Below are 16,404 nucleotides of genomic sequence, written 5' to 3'. Positions count from 1 at the left end.
CCATAAGTCAGGCGCTTGCCCTTGGTGCCCTTCAAGACGATGAGCGAGCGAACGTTGTCCTCGATGCCCATGGCCGAACGGAATTTTCATTGGTAAAAACATTTGGATTTTTGCTACTCCATGTGGAGTCATCGTCAGAAAACGATTTCGCGTTTAAACCAGCAACCGATTTATCTTCGCTTCTACTAAGGCCTTCCTTGAATGATACAAACTCAATGGATAGCCAGACATCAAAAGCGTCAGCCATTTCAAGCAATGTCTGTAGAGTAAATTTCCCATAGTCCGGGTCTTCCAATCGGGCAATGTTGCTCTGGGATTTGCCGGAAAGAGCAGCCAGGTCGGCTTGTTTCATATTGCGAGATTCACGCATTGCGCGAATCTGATGCGCAACACCTTGCTTAACCGTTTCGCGAACATATGCGCTACGGAAAGCCTTGCTGCCCTTGAGCTTTGCGAACAGATTCTTACGGAGTCCAAACATTAATTCTACCACTGTCTCCAGTGCGATCGGTCGCTTTGAGCTAGGTATTCGAGGGCCACTAGAGCCGCCGCTTGGGAAGAATCAGAAAGGCCAGCGAACCACTCCTCGCATTCTTTCCTGCCGCTAGCTTTCACGTACTGCCGAAACAGCCACATTTAAAATATACCAATTCTGGTATTCGTCAAGTTGACCGTTGATATCAATTTTGGTATTTATCGCCCCAGCGCTTGATTCGGCCCTCTGCCGTTAGCACTGACATCGGTAAAATTCGAACTGCGGCTCTTTGCGCGAAGATGGACGCCGTAGCGCCAAAGCCTGGCAAACGCGGCGCGTATAAGAAGCGGGTGGGGGAATGAAAAATTTGAAGCCAGAAAGAGTGAAGGCGGCACCCCCTCCCGAGGGTCCGCCTTCTGATCTTGTCCACGGTAGGGGTGTTACCACAACCTATCCGCAGCTCACGAACGCACCATATGTCGGTAGACGTTAAGATGCAACTAACAAACACACCAACGCTCCAAAAGGCGCGACCTATGAAGAGCTTCATGGTTTGATTGAAAGCGTGCGTCGTTGGCGCTATCGCATCGCGCACCATAGGGTGATCTTCGATAAGGCCCCCATGCGCAAGCACCAAGACGCCATCGAGTTAATCAAATGGGTTTGTGGAGACACTGCCATCTGGGTCAGTGCCGGGTCCAAAGTCCCGGCGGCGATTGCTCTTCGCCCCAAACCGTAAATTTCAAACTGAGACACTACCTGAGCTTTTAGTCGCTTGACGAAGAACCAATTCGCGGTTAATTTGCGCACAGGTGATTTGCGCGGCGACTGGGGAATCCCCGGCCATCTTAGTGGAGAGCTTCACCGCTCCACGCCTTAGCCTCATATTGCCAAAATCCATCCATTGCAGGCCCGCGAGTGTCGGCATACGTGCCGCGTTGTGGATAATAGGTTCACCTCGGGAGTTTGGCTGAACCCCAGAACATTTCCCAAAGTTCCACCAGCCCGGCCTAACCAGCCGGGTTTTTCACGTCCGCAAGCAACAGCAACAAGCAAAGGATACCAACATGGCCAGCATTTTCCAGACCCTCAAAAGCCTCGTCGGCCGCCGCCTCATGCTCGGCAAATACGGGCAACTCGTCGCCAGCCCGAACGGGACCGACATCGACCTGACGATGAAGTGCGCCGATGCATCGATCACCGTTGGCGCTGAGGTCGGTGACGCCCGCGCAATCACGATCCAGCTCAAGGACGCCAACGGCGCCGACATCGATTACGTCGAAGAGGTCGAACTGGTTCTGTTCCTCACGGCTGATCGCCTGGCCTACGTGGTCACTGGCGGTTCCACAGGCATCGCGATCGGCACGGATGGCGCCCTGAGCACCGTCGTTGCCAAGAAGCGCTTCTATGCCACCTCTGAGATCGACGGCGACATCGACTTGACCTGGACAGACACCGCGACCGAAGCGGCGTTCCTCGGCCTGAAGCTCCCGAGCGGTCGTTGGGTCATGTCTTCGGCTCTCGCCAACGCCTGATGAACTTCCTCGATAAACGGCGCGCCAAGCTTTCACCGTCCCAACAGCGGGCGGCACAGGAAGAGGTGCGCCGTCAGATCGCCTTGGCCGAATCCATAGCCGCGCGAAAGGCTGCCGCAAAAGTGCAGGCCGAGGTTCTGGCTGCTCTATCACAAATCACCGGCGAGCCGCAGCCTGATGTCTGATGGAGAGTTGACCGCCAAACAGGAAGCGTTCTGCCTCGTCTACATAGAGACAGGCAACGCCTCAGAAGCCTACCGGCGGTCATACGACGTAGGCGCGGAAAGTAAGCCAGAGACCGTTTGGAGCGAGGCCAGCCGCCTTCTTGCGGACCCCAAGGTATCCGCAAGGGTTCAAGTATTGCAGGATTTGGCCCGCGAAATAGCATTGGTGTCAGTCGGTTCGCTCACCAAAGAGCTAGAAGCCGCCCGTTCCCATGCGATGAAAGACCCGAAAGGCGCCGCTGCTGCAGTGTCGGCAATCTTGGGCAAAGCCAAGCTGCACAAGCTGATGGATGAGGAGAAGGCGGGGGCGCACGTTGCGGTTCAGGTCATCATCGAATCCAAGGATGCCGCGATCCTTTGACATACTTCCGGTTGCAATTATTGGGCGGCTCTCCTGAAATATGGCTCCAAATGCGGGGCTTATACCAATCGTCGGTTGAAAACAGGCCAAAATGACCTTCAAACTGACGGTGAAACAGACTGCGCAACTCGATCTTATCGCTTCCGACGCCACGCACATCATGGCTTATGGTGGGTCGCGATCTGGAAAGACTTTTGGCTTCGTCCGGGCCGTGATGATTAGGGCGTTGGCCCACAGAAGCCGCCACGCCATCCTTCGCTACCGGTTCAATCACATCAAGGCGTCGATCATCCTCGACACGCTCCCCAAGGTCATGGAGCTTTGCTTCCCTGGCGTCGATGCGAACTGCAAGCTGGACAAGACCGACTGGTACTACACCCTGCCAAACGGCTCTGAGATCTGGTTCGGCGGTCTGGACGACAAGGAGCGGACTGAAAAAATCCTCGGGCAGGAATACGCGACCATCTACCTAAACGAATGCTCGCAGATTCCCTACGCCTCACGCAACATGGCGATGACCCGACTGGCGCAGAACACGGCACTCAGGCTCAAGGCTTACTACGACTGCAACCCGCCAGGCATGGCACATTGGACCTATCGCCTGTTCGTTGAGAAAAAGGACCCTGACAGGCGAACCACACTAGCGAAGCCCGGCAATTATGCTGCGCTGGTGGTGAACCCGAAAGACAACGAAGCCAATCTTCCGGCCTCGTATCTGGAGGAACTTCAGGGCATGTCAGAGGCGATGCGGCGGCGCTTCTGGCTTGGCCAGTTCGCCGACGTGTCGGAATCGGCTCTTTGGACGCTAGAGCTTCTAGACCAGCAGAGAATTGTCAATGGCGCTGTGCCGGAGATGGTTCGTATCGTGGTTGCGGTCGATCCTTCCGGCGTTGCTGGCGAGGAAGATAAGCGCTCGGATGAGGTCGGCATAGTTGTCTGCGGCCTTGGCAAGGATGGCCGCGGGTACGTTCTGGAAGACATTTCCGGGCGCATGGCCCCTGCACTGTGGGGTGACGCGGTTGTGTCCGCGTTCGACAGACATGATGCCGACTGCGTGGTTGCCGAGTCAAATTTCGGCGGCGCTATGGTGCAGGAGATCATTCGGTCAGCCGCGTCGAAGCGTGTCGGTAGCGCTGTTCCATACAAGGAAGTCCACGCCTCTCGCGGCAAGATTGTTCGTGCAGAGCCAATAGCGGCGCTGTTCGATCAGCAGAAGGTGTCACTGGTCGGCATTTTCCCGGATCTTGAGGACCAACTCTGCGCCATGACAACGGCTGGCTATGTCGGGTCGCGCTCGCCAGATCGAGCCGATGCAATGATTTGGGGCTTGGCTGCCCTGTTCCCCGGCATGACGAAGCGAAATGACGGCATTCTTGGGCGCCCTGTCCCCAAGGTCAAACTTGGTTATGCCAGTATGAAAACACGAAGGAGAGCATAAAATGGGTGGTTTATTTCCGAAGGCACCGAAGGTCGAGCCGGCATCCCGTATGCCGGATGCACAAGATCCCGCAATCCTTGAAGAGCGCCGCCGCAAACTTGCCGAGCAGCGCCAGCGTGGCGGCCGAGATTCGACCATCATGTCGGATAATCTCACCGGTTCAACGGGCAAGCTGGGTGCGTAAACAGTGTAGCCAATAGTGCTCTGTAGTAATCTATTGGACTTACACGGACTTGTGTGGACAAATCAGAAGGTTAACCACGATTTCCGTTGCCGGAAAAGCGGATTTCTGCTAGGTGTTTTCTTCTCCGAAACTCACCTGAGAAGGCACCAGATCAAATGGAATCTGCGTCACACGAAACGGCGATGGGTGCGAAGCTGGCTGCGAGGGGCGTTGTCCCTCGCGAGGTCCGCGCACAGATCGCAATTGCGGAGTGGATGAACAACGGCGGCAGCGAGGCACGGCTTATCGAGCTTGTCCGCGCCGCATACGAGAAGGGAAGCGAAGGCCGGCGCCAAGGTGCCGCAAAAGGCCATATGAGCGTTGCCAACGCTTCCCGAGCGAATGAGAGTGAGGGCCATTCTGCGGATGCCGAGAAGGCCTTTTCGCGCTTGCCCGAACTCTCACCCCGATCGCTCGCGGTGAAAGCCGTTGAGCCTCAAGACCTCGCGAGAGGCGAACGAAACTGGGCAGGCCAAAAGATGCATGCCGCCAAGGCTGTGGTTGCCTTGCCTCGCCCCGTTTCGCCCGCATACATCGCCGCCGCAAAGACCGGCGCAAAACACTTGGCGCTTACCGTTCTGGACAGCTTTAAGGTCCGCGATGGTCGGCCTATCGGCGATGTGCCGTGGTCGTCGCTTGACAGGTTGATTGCCGAAGGTGGGCATGAGGTCGCTGTGCTGAAGATACTACGCAATCGCGGCGTGCCGACAGACAAGAACGCTCCGATGCGCCTGTTGGTTGGCGTCGCTGAAATGGAAAGGACTATCCAGAAGGCAGCGGAGATGGCAGATGCAGCCTGATCTGTGCGCCTCGATCCGCTACCATCATCGTCAGCGCGTCTATGCAATGGAACAGCGCAAGCGGGCCGATTTGGCTCTTGGCTCTTTCCTGCGCATGATGCTCGGCTGGTCCCTGGCTTTGCCAAAGGAAGATCAGGACGCCATCCGCGCTCGGTCGGCTGAACTGTTGAAGTCGGGTGGCGAAGGGACAGAGTGGGCGCATATCATCGAAGCGTCCGTTCAATCGCGAAAGCCGTTCGATGACATCGAGGCTGCGGCCCTCAAGGAAATGAAAGCGCTGGCTTGCCAGTTGCCGGTGTGGTCCGAGTTCGGGCAGGGCGTTCGCGGTTTTGGTGAGGCGTCCTTAGCCATCATCGTTGCCGAGGCTGGCGACCTGTCATTGTATCCGAAGAAGGGTCATCTGTGGAAGCGCATGGGCGTTGCCGTCATTGACGGTGAGCGGCAAGGCGGCTTGCCAAAGAACGCGCACAAGGAAGACTGGATCGAGCACGGTTACAATCGCCAGAGACGTTCCCGCATGTGGACGATTGGCGACACGCTCATCAAGGCGCAAGGGCCATACCGGGAAGTCTATCTGGCGCGCAAGGAATACGAACGCCAGCGCGCCGAAGAGCTTGGATTGATCGTTGCGCCTTCGGCCAAAATCCCGGCCAAGCGCGCCGATGAATTCATGAGTGACGGGCACATCCACCGCCGCGCACAGAGATATATGGAAAAGCGCCTGCTCAGGGATTTGTGGCAGGCATGGAATCACCAGAAGGCCATCCTGCTCGTGCCGCTCGCGGCTTAAGACCGTTTGCCAACTGGTGACTGAAAGGCGGTTCTTCGGAGCCGCCTTTTTCTATGGAGAATACCCCAAGAATGCCCATCAGTCCGTCAATCACAACCATTGTAGAGGGCGGGGACCGGCTCTTTGCCGAACGCATGCCGCTATTGCTGCATTGGCAGGAGCTTGCGGAGCATTTCTATTTCGAGCGTGCCGACTTCACGGTCTCTCACCAGATCGGCGAGGACTATGCATCCGGCGCAATGACGTCGGTTCCTGCACTGGCTCGTCGCGAGATGGGCAACCTGTATCGCGCCATGCTGCGGCCGATGGACTTCTACTCGGTCAAGGCCACGGATGACGACCGCAACAAGCCTGACGATGCCCGCGGTTGGCTGGAATACGCCACGCGCCTGATGCGCGCCGCCATGTATCGCAGGGGAGGCAACTTCACCCGCGCCACAGTAGCCGGCGATCACGATCATGTCACGTTCGGCCAGGCTGTGGTCGAGATCAGCCCGACGCCGGATCGAGCCGCGCTCTACTACCGCAACTGGCACCTTCGCGATGTGGTGTGGTCGGAAGACTATGCCGGATCGATTCAGGACGTCCACCGCAATTGCATGCCGTCTGTCCAGACGTTGAACCAGCTTTTCCCCGGCAAGGTGCCGCAGAAGTTCCTCGATGAACTTAAGCAAGACCCGCACAAGAAGGTGAAGGTCCGGCATATCGTCGTTCCGGCCGGCTCCTACGATTTCGGCGATTTCAAGCCGCGCGCCGGTCATGCCTTCGTGTCGATCTGGGTCATCCCGGATGAGAACGTCACGCTGGAAACCACCTCACGGACCTATCGAGGCTATGTCATTCCGCGCGCTGACTGTGTGTCTGGCTCGCAATATGCCCGCTCACCGTTCACCTCGATCATTCTTCCCGATGCCCGGACCAAGATGGCGATCGAGCGTATCCTTCTGGAGGCTGGCGAAAAGGCGATCGACCCGCCCATGATTGCGGTACAGGACGCGCTGCGCTCCGATGTCGGCCTGTTTGCCGGCGGCATCACATGGGTCGATATCGAATACGATGAGCGGCTTGGCGAGGCGCTGCGGCCCGTCAGTTCGGACCATTCGGCGCTGCCATTCGGGCAGGATATGTCACTTCGCTACGATCAGGTGATCCGCGAAGGCATGATGCTGACCAAGATCAACCTGCCTGACACCTCGAACATGACTGCCTACCAGGTCCGCAAGATTATGGAGCAGCACATGCGGGCTCATATCCCGATGTTTGAGCCGGTCGAGGTCGAATACAATGAGCCGCTTTGTGCTGAGACATTCGCTGTAATGCGCACGCTTGGCGCCTTCCCGGCCAATGACATCCCGGATTCGCTTCGCGGTGCCGATGTGGAGTTCTCATTCCAGAGCCCGTTGAAGGATATCGAGAACGACGGCAAGGCGCAAAAGCTTCAGGAAGGCATGGGCGTTATCCAGGCCGGCGCCTTGCTAGATCCAACGGTCGGCAAGCTCCCGAACGCCATGGAGATCGTCAAGGACACGCTGCGGGCTATCGGCTGGCCGGAAGCATGGATCAACAACGACAAGAAGGTCGCCGCAATGGTCGAGGCCATGCAGGAGCAGCAGAACGCCGAGCAGATGGCGGCGACTGTCGGCGGGGCCGCTGAGGCAGCGGGAAAAGCGGCTCCAATGATTAAAGCGCTGACTGACGCCGGGCAGGCCGCAGCCGCATGACCGACATTGAGATTACGAAGGACGCCGATAGCATCACCTTCACGCTTGGCTGCCACCGGGTAACATTCTCTGCCAACCTCTCGAACAAGGACGCGGCCAGAGCGATAGAGGCCATCACTAACAATTACACCGGCTCGCAGGAGCGTAGCGTGATGACGGTAGGCATGGTCCGCGACCTCCTTGAGCGACCGTCCGCGTGACGCTCAAAACCAACCCGTTCGCGCCAGCCGCTTACGGTGATGAAGACATTGCAGCCATCAAGGCACTGGCCAAGGGCAATGCCTCTCCTGGCCAGCAGATCGCAGCGCTCAAATGGATCGTTGATGGGGCTGCCGGAACATACCAGGAAACCATGGTACCGGGGCAACCCGACGTCTCTGACTACCTCGCCGGTCGGCGCAATGTCGGTCTTCAGATCGTGAAGATCGTCAACACGCCGGCTCCGCTGTTCAAGAAGGATACCAAATGACGGATGCCGTTGAACCGGTTGCTCCTGTGGAGCCCGTAGCGCCTCCTGCTGCCCCTGTTGAGCCGAATGCTCCTCCGGTGACCCCGGAACCACCCAAGGCTCCCGTTGAGCCCGCTGCGCCCCCGGCAGCACCAAAGGAACCACCTTCCTCGATTGCCAAGGAGCCAGTCGAGCCGAAGACACCAGTTGCCCCGAAATGGGCAGACGACTGGCGCCAGCAGATCGCGGGCGACGACAAGAAGGAACTGGAGCGGCTTGGCCGGTTTGCCTCGCCCGCCGACGTGTTCAAGTCGCTTCGTGAGGCCGAAAAGAAGCTGAGCGAAGGCGTGAAGCCAAAAACCAAGCCGGGCGAGAAGGCGACGGCCGAGGAATGGAGCGAATACCGCAAGGCGAACAACATCCCGGAAACGGTCGATGATTTCGTCAAGGCGATCGTTCTGCCAGATAAGCGGGTAATCGGTGACGACGACAAGCCGCTGGTTGCCGCATTCTCTGAGCGCGCCCTGAAGAAGGGCATCAACCCGGCCGACATGGCCGAGATGGTGGATGAATATTACGCCATCCAGGAAGAGCAGCAGGCCCAGCTCGCGGAAAAGGATTCGGAGTTCAAGACCACGAACCTCTCTGCGCTCAAGGAAGAGTGGGGCGGTGACTTCAAGGCCAACATCAATTCGATGCGACCCTATTTCGAGGCAGTCGACCAATCCCTGTTCGATAATCTCATGGGCGGCCGGCTGTCTGATGGCACCAAGGTTGGCGACAACGCCAACATCGTGAAGTTCTTCGTCGCCAAGTCGCTGGCGGAAAACCCCGCGGCGACCGTTGTTCCAGCCGGCGCCAACCAGATTGAGACCATTCAGACCGAGATCAAGGCAGCGGAAGCGCGCATGCGCGACGACCGCACAGCCTGGTTCAAGGACAAGCCCGCGCAAGAGCGGCTTCAGAAGCTTTACGAGGCTCAGGAGAAACTGACCTCGAAATGACGGTGTAGACGCCCGGACAACCCGCTTCTGCGGCTCTGGGCCAAGCGCCAACCCTCACCCACCAAGGCAATGCCCCGAAGGATGCAAAGTAAGGCTCCGGCTCACGCTGGATAACCCTGAAAGCACGCCTGCGGACAACCTGCGCTGCGGTTCCCAAAACCCCTCATTTGGAGAACCACAATGGCCGAAACGGCTTTTCAGAAACAATACCGACAGGAGTTCATCGCTGGCTTTGAATTTGGCCAGTCCATGCTCCGTACCACGGTGACCACCGAAATGGTGCGTCAGGGCAACGAGGCCATCTTCCTCGTCGCCGACACCAACGACGCGGAAGCGGTCACTCGCGGCGTGAACGGTCTTATCCCGTCGCGCGCTGACAACCTGACCCAGAACACCGCGACGCTGGTCGAGTGGCACGACAAGGTTCGTCGTACCCGCTTCAACATCTTCGGTTCGCAGGGCGATGGCCGCAAGATCATGCAGGACGGCACCGTCAAGGTGCTCAACCGCAAGATCGATGACCTGATCCTGGCCGAACTCAACACCGCGACCAATGACACCGGCACTGCCACGACTGGTTCCCTGGCGCTCGTCGCCAAGGCAAAGGCCATTCTCGGCATCAACGATGTCCCGGTCGAGGAAGAAGACAACATGTTCGGCATCATGTCGCCGGCCATGGAAGCCTACCTGCTTCAGGACGACGGCTACACCTCGGCCGATTACGTCGACATGAAGCCGCTCGTCGGTCCCGCCCGCAAGATGCGCCGCTGGGCTGGCATCAACTGGATGGTGCACTCCCGCGTTCCCGGTGTCGGGACGGCGGCGGAAAAGTGCTTCGTCTATCACCGCTCCTCGATCGGTCACGCGGCCGATGTCGAGGCTGTCAAGGCGATCCCCGGCTACAACGAGGAAGAGGACTACTACTGGGCACGCACGTCGCTGTTCATGGGGTCCAAGCTTCTCCAGAACTCGGGCGTCACCGTCATCAACCACGATGGCTCTGCCATGGTCGCGGCGTAAAGGAGGAAATGAACAATGGCATACTCCGTATCTATCCCTCCGAAGTGCATCGTTCCGGGTCTGGGTGGCGCTCCGGCGCTGTGGACCTACTCCTCGGTCGATGTTCACACCGACGTCGATGGCACCGACTATTTCACCAACGGCACTGCCCTTGGCATGAAGGTCGGTGACTTCGTACTGGTTGCCAAGACCACGGCAACCATCGGCGCCACGATGCACGTTGTCACGGTTGCGACCGCTGGCGGCGCTGCAACGGTGTCCGCGGCCATTCTGGCCTGATCATACGGCGCGGGGCTTCGGCTCCGCGCCTTTCTCTTTCTCTGAACAAGGAGGCCGCGATGGCTGGCAAAGATGGTTATAGCGCTTCCGTCACGATAACGCGCCCCGCAGACACCACAGCATACACGGCCGGCGATGTCGTCGGGCCAACGGTCGCAGCGCTTGAGTTTCCGCAGATCGGCGCTGCCGGTCGCGATGCAATGATCACCTCGGCAGAATTTGCATGGCACGTCACCGCCGTTCCGTCTGGCGCGACAAGCTTTCGCCTGCATCTCTATGATGTCACGCCACCTTCGGCCTTAGCTGACAATGCGGTGTGGGATCTGCCGGCTGGCGATCGCGCATCGTATCTCGGCTACATCGATCTTGGAACGCCGGTCGACGTCGGCGCTACGCTGTTCGTCCAGTCCGTCCAGATCAACAAGCAAGTCAAACTCGCCGGCTCAAGCCTGTTCGGCTATCTGGTGACTGTAGGCGCCTATACCCCTGCAAGCGCATCGGTGATGAAGATCACCCTGCGCACCGTTGCGCTGTAACCATGCGCGCTGCGCTTCGTACCGTTCTTTTTAGCCGCGGCTTCAGCCCGGCCACGCTCTTCGCCAATGGTGGGGCGGGCTTTATCCACGACTTCTCCCGCCCGGATATTCTGGCCGAGGTGTCGGATGGCACCGGGGCGGTCGATACCGATGCGGACCCTGTAGGTTGGGCGCGTAGCCTTGACCCGACTGGCCGCGTCACCCTCCAGGCCACAGCTGACAGCCGTCCAGCATGGAAGGTTCCGAACTTCCTTCGTCTTGATGGCGTGGCCGATAACCTGCTGACCACCCATGTACCCGCAGCGGCTGGAAGCCTGGCCTGCAAGGCGCGAGTGACCAGCGCATCCAAGGGACTCATCTGCTCGCGCACGGCATCGACCACCGCAGCAGAGCTTATCACCAACAGTTCCGGCTTTATTGGCGGGAGTGTGGGAACCGCCACTTCAACGACCATTAACGGCGGCGTTGATGTGCGCGGTGTGCTCGGTGTCGCCGTTCTGACCTGGGATGCGGCGTTCAGTGTGCTGTATTGGAACGGCGTGGCGGTAAACACCACGGCGCGCGCGGGGTCCGTCAACACGACCATCCCCTTCCGTATCGGGGCACGCAATGACAACGGCACGGCTGCGCTGTTTGCTGACGCGGACATCTATCACGCCCTCGCCATCAACCGAGCCATCACACCAAACGAAGTTCTCTACCTGACCAACGGTTGGGGAACGACGTAAAGCGACTTTCCCAAAGGAGACACCATGACCATCGCACTTCTTTCGAAGCACATGAAGCTTGCCGAGCACGTCCGCCAGGTCTGGCATGTCACGCCGCGACCGGAAGACGGCGCGGATTGCATCACCGATCCGCTGTGGTGGGTTCACGTCTCCCGTCTGCTGAAGCCGGGCGACAAGATCGAAGTGCTGTCGGAAAACCGCGAATGGTATGCGGAGGGCATCGTTCTCGACGCCGGCATCTGGGGCGCCAAAGTTGCGCTGACACATGGCCCGATGACGCTTGCCAACGAAGCCAAGGTTGAGCCGGCCGACGAATACGAGATCAAATGGGCCGGCCCATCGGCGAAGTTTCGCGTCATCCGCAAGAAGGACAATCGCGTCCTGAAGGAGGAATGCCAGTCGAAGGAAGAGGCCGCTGCGTGGGTCAAAAGTCACCGAAACGCCATGGCGGCCTGATCGATGAGCGCGCTTCTTGATCTGACTGGCCGTCGATTTGGGCGGCTGGCGGTCATTCGCCGTGCAGAAAACATTCGCGGCAGGCCTGCATGGGAATGCGTCTGCGAATGCGGGGACGCGCGGGCTGTTTCGTCGTCTTCTCTGCTGCATGCCGGAACGCAATCTTGCGGGTGCCTATGTCGTGAGCGCTTAAGCGCATCTGCCAAGGTGTCGAGTAAAACACATGGTCGCGCAAGCACCTCAGAATATCGGTCTTGGTGCGCGATGAAGTCTCGATGCCTCAACAGCAACGCAACCGGTTTTGACCGCTATGGCGGCGTCGGTGTCACGGTCTGCGCTCAATGGCTTGGCAGTTTCGAAGCCTTCATCGCCGACATGGGGGAGAAGCCAACGCCCGAGCATTCCCTTGATCGATGGCCGGATAAGAGCGGCAACTACGAACCGGGCAACTGCCGCTGGGCGACAAAGCGCGAGCAGGCCAACAACCGCAAAGACAACAATGTGGTCGTTTATCGCGGCCGGTCGGTAACGGTTCGTGAAATAGCTGCGGCTGCTGCTGTCAGCAGAACCGCGATCGTCCGCCGTGTTGGCCGCGGGTGGGACGCGGCCAAAGCGATCGAAACTCCAGCCATGAGGGCATGCCGTTGAGTTCGCGATTGGAAATCTACAACGGCGCGCTGCTGCATCTCGGCAGCGAACCGCTGGCCAGTCTGGTCGAGGAAGGCACCAAGCGGCGCAAGCTCGATGCCGCTTGGGACAGCGTGGTCAAGTGGTGCCTGAACGAAGCCTATTTCAACTTCTCCATCCGCACCGTCGAGGTTTCGGAGGATGAAGACGTCGAAACCCTGTTCGGCTATCAGTTCGCGTTTTCCAAGCCGGACGATTGGGTCAGGACTGCGGCAGTTTCGGCCGACGAATACTGCCAGTTGCCGCTGATCCGCTACCGCGACGAGAACGGCTATTGGTACGCCGACATCGACCCGATCTATGTCCAGTACGTCTCCAATGACGAGGAATATGGCCTCAACATCGGGGCATGGCCGGAAACCTTCGTCGTCTTTGCCGAGTATGCGCTTGCCCAGAAAGTTTGCAAGGCGGTCACCGGATCGAGCGACGGCACCGACACGCTCTACAAGAAGATGATCCGGGCCAAGCGTGACGCCGCCAACAAGGACGCCATGGACGATCCGGCAACCAAGTTTCTGCCGGAAGGCCGGCTTGTGTCCTCGCGCCAGGGCTCAAGGCTCGGCAGTCGTGAAGGCCGATTTAGGGCCGGCTGATGGGAAAGATCAACGCCAGCCTGCTTGCCTTCAACCGTGGAATCATCAGCAAGAACGCGCTTGCCCGCGTTGATGTCGACAGGGTGCGGCTGTCTGCGGAGGTCATGACAAACTGGCTGCCAAAGACGCAAGGATCGATGTTCCTGCGTCCGGGCTTTGAATATCTTGGAACCAGCCGCAATAACGCCTTCGCGATCGACATTCCCTTCGTTGCCGCCACTGACGACACGGCTCTGATCGAGTTTGCGGACGGTCAGATGCGCGTTCGCGTCGATGACGTGTTGGTCTCGCGGGTTTCGGTCGCAACCACGATATCGAATAGCAACTTTGCAACCTCGGCAAGCTGGACCGATGGATCAACCAACGGTGGTGCGCTGACATTCGGCGGCTCTGGCCTGGTGCTGGACGCCGTTAATGTCGGTGGCCTGGCTCTCTGCCGCCGCCAGATTGCTGTAGCGGGTGGCGACATCGGCCTTCGCCATGCCCTCAATATTTCCGTGACGCGCGGACCTGTGACGTTCCGCTGCGGGTCAACTTCTGGCGGGGATGAATATGTCTCCGAGACCCCGCTGCGCACCGGTGACCATAGCCTTGCCTTCACGCCAACCGGCGACTTCTACGTGCAGTTTCAGTCGGATCTCGATATCGACAAGATTGTCGCGTCCTGCCAAGTCGCCTCTGCTGGCACTATGGAACTGGACATCCCCTATGCCGCGGCGGATTTGCCAAACGTTCGATGGGATCAGTCTGCCGATGTGCTGTTCCTGGCCTGCGAAGGTTTTCAGCAGCGCCGCATCGAGCGCCGCGCTACCGACAGTTGGTCGATTGTGCTTTACCGCGCCGACAACGGGCCGTTCTTTGGAGCGCGCACCGCAAAAGTGAAGATGAAGGTTGCGTCAACTTACGGCAATACGACGCTGACGTCAGACCTTCCATTCTTCAAATCGACCCATGTTGGCGCGCTGTTTCGCCTATTTAATGAGGGCGTCAATCAAACCTACAAGCTAGGTGCCAATGGGACATATACTGATCCCATTCGGGTAACCGGCGTCTTCGATAGCAGCGGCGGCACTCAGTACAATGATCGCAACTGGACCTATTCGATCTCTGGAACGTGGGTTGGCACGCTCCGCGTAAAGCGTAGCTTTGATGGTCCTGATGAGGGATTTAAATCCTTTCCCCGGACTGCTGGCGCGGCGACGATCGACATCACCGCGAATGGCAGCTTCATGCCGCAGGACGAGGATTCCAACTCAATTATTTGGTACAAGGTCGGTTTCGATGAAGGCACCTATACGTCTGGCACGGCCACGGTAGACGTCGATTACGATGGCGGCGGCGGGTACGGCATCTGTCGGGTTCTTTCCTTCAACTCGGCGACTGAAGTCGTGGTCGAGGTGCTGAGCCGCTTCAATACGACTGCTTATACCGACAATTGGCAGGAAGGCATCTGGTCGGACAAGCAGGGCTGGCCAAGCGCTGTCGCCTTCGACAAGGGCCGGCTTGGCTGGGCCGGGAAATCCCGCTTCATTTTCTCTGTGTCTGATGATTTCGAGAACTTTGACCCGGACTACGAAGGCGACGGCGGCCCGATCAATAGGACGCTTGGGTCAGGACCGGTAGACACGATCAACTTCATGCTCTCGCTTGGCCGGCCCATTATCGGCACGCCTGGCGGTGAGTTCTCGATCAAGTCGACATCGTTCGATGAGCCTCTGACACCGCAGAACACGCAGGCTGGCCGGCCTTCGACCCAAGGTTCTCGTCAGGGCGTTGCCGCGGCCAAGGTCGACAGCAATGGCGTGTTCGCCCAGCGATCCGGGAAGCGGATGTTCGAACTGGTCTTTAACCCGGACACATACGAATATTCCCCGCGCGACCTGACGCTGCTTTGCCCGGATCTGACCGGTTCGGCTAACGTGGTAGGGATCGCTGTGCAGCGCCAGCCAGACACCCGCATTCATGTCTGGCTTGATGACGGAACCGTGGCGCTGCTCACATACGAGCCAGCGGAAGAGGTCGCGTGCTGGTCTCGCTTTACGATGGGCGGCAGCGGCTTTGTCGAAGGCGTGTCGGTCCTCCCAGGCGAAGATGAGGACCAGGTGTTCTATCGCGTTCGGCGCACAGTTAGCGCGGCAACGGTTCGTTATCTCGAAAAGATGGCGTTGGAATCCGAATGCGTCGGCGGCACGACCAACAAGCAGGGCGACAGCTTTCTGGTGATCTCCGCAGTAACGGGAACGTCCGTGACCGGCCTCAGCCACCTGAATGGGTTGAGCGTTGTCGCATGGGGCGCTGGGGCATATCTCGGCGCCTACACAGTGGCGGCCGGCGCAATCACACTATCCAGTGCCGTCACGGCTGCCGACATCATGGTCGGGCTACCCTATACCGCGCAGTTCAAGTCGACAAAGCTGGCCTATGCCGCCGCTGCCGGAACGGCACTCACGCAAATCAAGAAGGTCAACTACCTAGGCGCGATCATGCGCAACACCCACAATGACGGGTTGCAGTATGGACGCGATTTCGACAATCTCGACCCGCTGCCGCGCGTTATAGCAGGCGTCGAAAGCACGGCAAACCTTGTATTCGAGGAGTTCGACCAGCCGGCATTTCCGTTCCCCGGAGAATGGGACGCCGATTCCCGCCTCTGCCTGGAGGCGACCGCACCGAAACCATGCGAATTGCTGGCGGCTGTGTTGTCGGTTGAAACCAACGATCGCGTCTGATGCTACCGGAAATCGTTCCCCTCAACCATGATCATCTTGTCGAGTGGTATGGGGATGGCGGTCGCGGGCCGACTGTCAAGGGCGTCGCTGCCTTTCTCGACGGCAAGATGATTGCTGTTGCCGGTTTTAGACTTTCACGCGGTCACGTCATTGCGTTCTGCGATCTGCGGGACGAGGCGAGGCCTTACAAGCACGCCATCCATCGGACGGCACTTGCACTGCTCAATGAGGCGAAAGCCCGCCACAGGCGCATCCTGGCGATCTGTGACACCAACGAAAAGACAGCGCCGAAATGGCTGACCCGTCTTGGCTTCAGGCCAAGCCATGAGGCCGATATCTGGGAATGGCGAGGATGAC

21 protein-coding genes are annotated in these 16,404 nt (G+C 58.8%); 20 read left to right on the top strand and 1 reads right to left on the bottom strand.

Annotated features, from left to right (window positions below; translation table 11 throughout):
• Nucleotides 1-31: 31 nt before the first annotated feature.
• Nucleotides 32-493, bottom strand: a complete 462-nt coding sequence (locus tag CIT25_RS17900; protein WP_158302582.1) for a helix-turn-helix domain-containing protein — start codon at nt 491-493, stop codon at nt 32-34.
• Between the two features lie 1,049 nt (nt 494-1,542).
• On the opposite strand from CIT25_RS17900, the gene CIT25_RS17895 reads away from it, so the two are divergent.
• The 20 genes from CIT25_RS17895 (at nt 1,543) to CIT25_RS17795 (ending at nt 16,403) form a co-directional block, all read left to right on the top strand.
• Entirely contained in the window at nt 1,543-2,010 is a 468-nt protein-coding gene (locus CIT25_RS17895) for a hypothetical protein (RefSeq protein ID WP_095485881.1), read from the top strand.
• On the top strand, nt 2,010-2,195 hold the full coding sequence (locus CIT25_RS17890) for a hypothetical protein (RefSeq protein ID WP_095485880.1): 186 nt from the start codon (nt 2,010-2,012) through the stop codon (nt 2,193-2,195). The genes CIT25_RS17895 and CIT25_RS17890 overlap by 1 nt, the downstream gene beginning before the upstream one ends.
• Entirely contained in the window at nt 2,188-2,595 is a 408-nt protein-coding gene (locus CIT25_RS17885) for a terminase small subunit (RefSeq protein WP_095485879.1), read from the top strand. Before CIT25_RS17890 ends, CIT25_RS17885 begins: the two co-directional genes overlap by 8 nt.
• Before the next feature lie 91 nt (nt 2,596-2,686).
• The gene (locus tag CIT25_RS17880; RefSeq protein WP_095485878.1) at nt 2,687-4,033 is read left to right on the top strand and encodes a phage terminase large subunit; all 1,347 of its coding nucleotides are present in this window, start codon (nt 2,687-2,689) and stop codon (nt 4,031-4,033) included.
• Between the two features lies 1 nt (nt 4,034).
• The gene (locus tag CIT25_RS17875; RefSeq protein ID WP_095485877.1) at nt 4,035-4,217 is read left to right on the top strand and encodes a hypothetical protein; all 183 of its coding nucleotides are present in this window, start codon (nt 4,035-4,037) and stop codon (nt 4,215-4,217) included.
• 86 nt (nt 4,218-4,303) lie between these two features.
• Entirely contained in the window at nt 4,304-5,056 is a 753-nt protein-coding gene (locus CIT25_RS17870; RefSeq protein WP_158302581.1) for a hypothetical protein, read from the top strand.
• Nucleotides 5,046-5,846 (top strand): TIGR-Tas system RNA-guided endonuclease, encoded by an 801-nt coding sequence (tas, locus tag CIT25_RS17865; protein ID WP_095485875.1) that lies wholly within the window; start codon nt 5,046-5,048, stop codon nt 5,844-5,846. The genes CIT25_RS17870 and tas overlap by 11 nt, the downstream gene beginning before the upstream one ends.
• A 71-nt stretch (nt 5,847-5,917) precedes the next feature.
• Nucleotides 5,918-7,567 (top strand): portal protein, encoded by a 1,650-nt coding sequence (locus tag CIT25_RS17860; protein WP_158302580.1) that lies wholly within the window; start codon nt 5,918-5,920, stop codon nt 7,565-7,567.
• Nucleotides 7,564-7,767: a hypothetical protein gene (locus CIT25_RS17855; RefSeq protein ID WP_095485873.1), complete on the top strand. Its 204-nt coding sequence runs from the start codon at nt 7,564-7,566 to the stop codon at nt 7,765-7,767. The genes CIT25_RS17860 and CIT25_RS17855 overlap by 4 nt, the downstream gene beginning before the upstream one ends.
• A complete protein-coding gene (locus CIT25_RS17850; RefSeq protein ID WP_095485872.1) occupies nt 7,764-8,036 on the top strand; it encodes a hypothetical protein in 273 nt (90 codons plus the stop codon). Before CIT25_RS17855 ends, CIT25_RS17850 begins: the two co-directional genes overlap by 4 nt.
• 77 nt (nt 8,037-8,113) lie before the next feature.
• Nucleotides 8,114-9,019 carry a hypothetical protein gene (locus CIT25_RS17840; protein WP_158302579.1) on the top strand — a complete coding sequence of 302 codons (906 nt, stop codon included), beginning with the start codon at nt 8,114-8,116 and terminating at the stop codon, nt 9,017-9,019.
• Nucleotides 9,020-9,199: 180 nt separating this feature from the next.
• Nucleotides 9,200-10,039 carry a phage capsid protein gene (locus CIT25_RS17835; protein ID WP_095485869.1) on the top strand — a complete coding sequence of 280 codons (840 nt, stop codon included), beginning with the start codon at nt 9,200-9,202 and terminating at the stop codon, nt 10,037-10,039.
• Between the two features lie 15 nt (nt 10,040-10,054).
• Entirely contained in the window at nt 10,055-10,318 is a 264-nt protein-coding gene (locus CIT25_RS17830; protein WP_095485868.1) for a hypothetical protein, read from the top strand.
• Between the two features lie 59 nt (nt 10,319-10,377).
• Complete coding sequence (locus CIT25_RS17825; protein WP_095485867.1) at nt 10,378-10,854, top strand: hypothetical protein; 477 nt, start codon at nt 10,378-10,380, stop codon at nt 10,852-10,854.
• Nucleotides 10,855-10,856: 2 nt separating this feature from the next.
• Nucleotides 10,857-11,582 (top strand): hypothetical protein, encoded by a 726-nt coding sequence (locus CIT25_RS17820; RefSeq protein ID WP_095485866.1) that lies wholly within the window; start codon nt 10,857-10,859, stop codon nt 11,580-11,582.
• Between the two features lie 24 nt (nt 11,583-11,606).
• Entirely contained in the window at nt 11,607-12,038 is a 432-nt protein-coding gene (locus CIT25_RS17815; RefSeq protein ID WP_095485865.1) for a hypothetical protein, read from the top strand.
• A 3-nt stretch (nt 12,039-12,041) separates the two neighbouring features.
• Nucleotides 12,042-12,686 carry a hypothetical protein gene (locus CIT25_RS36305; RefSeq protein WP_158302578.1) on the top strand — a complete coding sequence of 215 codons (645 nt, stop codon included), beginning with the start codon at nt 12,042-12,044 and terminating at the stop codon, nt 12,684-12,686.
• 8 nt (nt 12,687-12,694) lie between these two features.
• Nucleotides 12,695-13,318, top strand: a complete 624-nt coding sequence (locus CIT25_RS17805) for a hypothetical protein (protein ID WP_095485863.1) — start codon at nt 12,695-12,697, stop codon at nt 13,316-13,318.
• The gene (locus CIT25_RS17800) at nt 13,318-16,047 is read left to right on the top strand and encodes a phage tail protein (RefSeq protein ID WP_095485862.1); all 2,730 of its coding nucleotides are present in this window, start codon (nt 13,318-13,320) and stop codon (nt 16,045-16,047) included. Before CIT25_RS17805 ends, CIT25_RS17800 begins: the two co-directional genes overlap by 1 nt.
• Complete coding sequence (locus tag CIT25_RS17795; protein WP_095485861.1) at nt 16,047-16,403, top strand: hypothetical protein; 357 nt, start codon at nt 16,047-16,049, stop codon at nt 16,401-16,403. Before CIT25_RS17800 ends, CIT25_RS17795 begins: the two co-directional genes overlap by 1 nt.
• Nucleotide 16,404: the final 1 nt, after the last annotated feature.

Origin of the sequence: Mesorhizobium mediterraneum (assembly GCF_002284565.1) — a bacterium.
In the GTDB taxonomy this organism is placed as follows: Bacteria; Pseudomonadota; Alphaproteobacteria; order Rhizobiales; family Rhizobiaceae; genus Mesorhizobium; species Mesorhizobium mediterraneum.
Note: the sequence above shows the minus strand (reverse complement) of the source record. Positions and strands in the feature narration are given on the sequence as shown.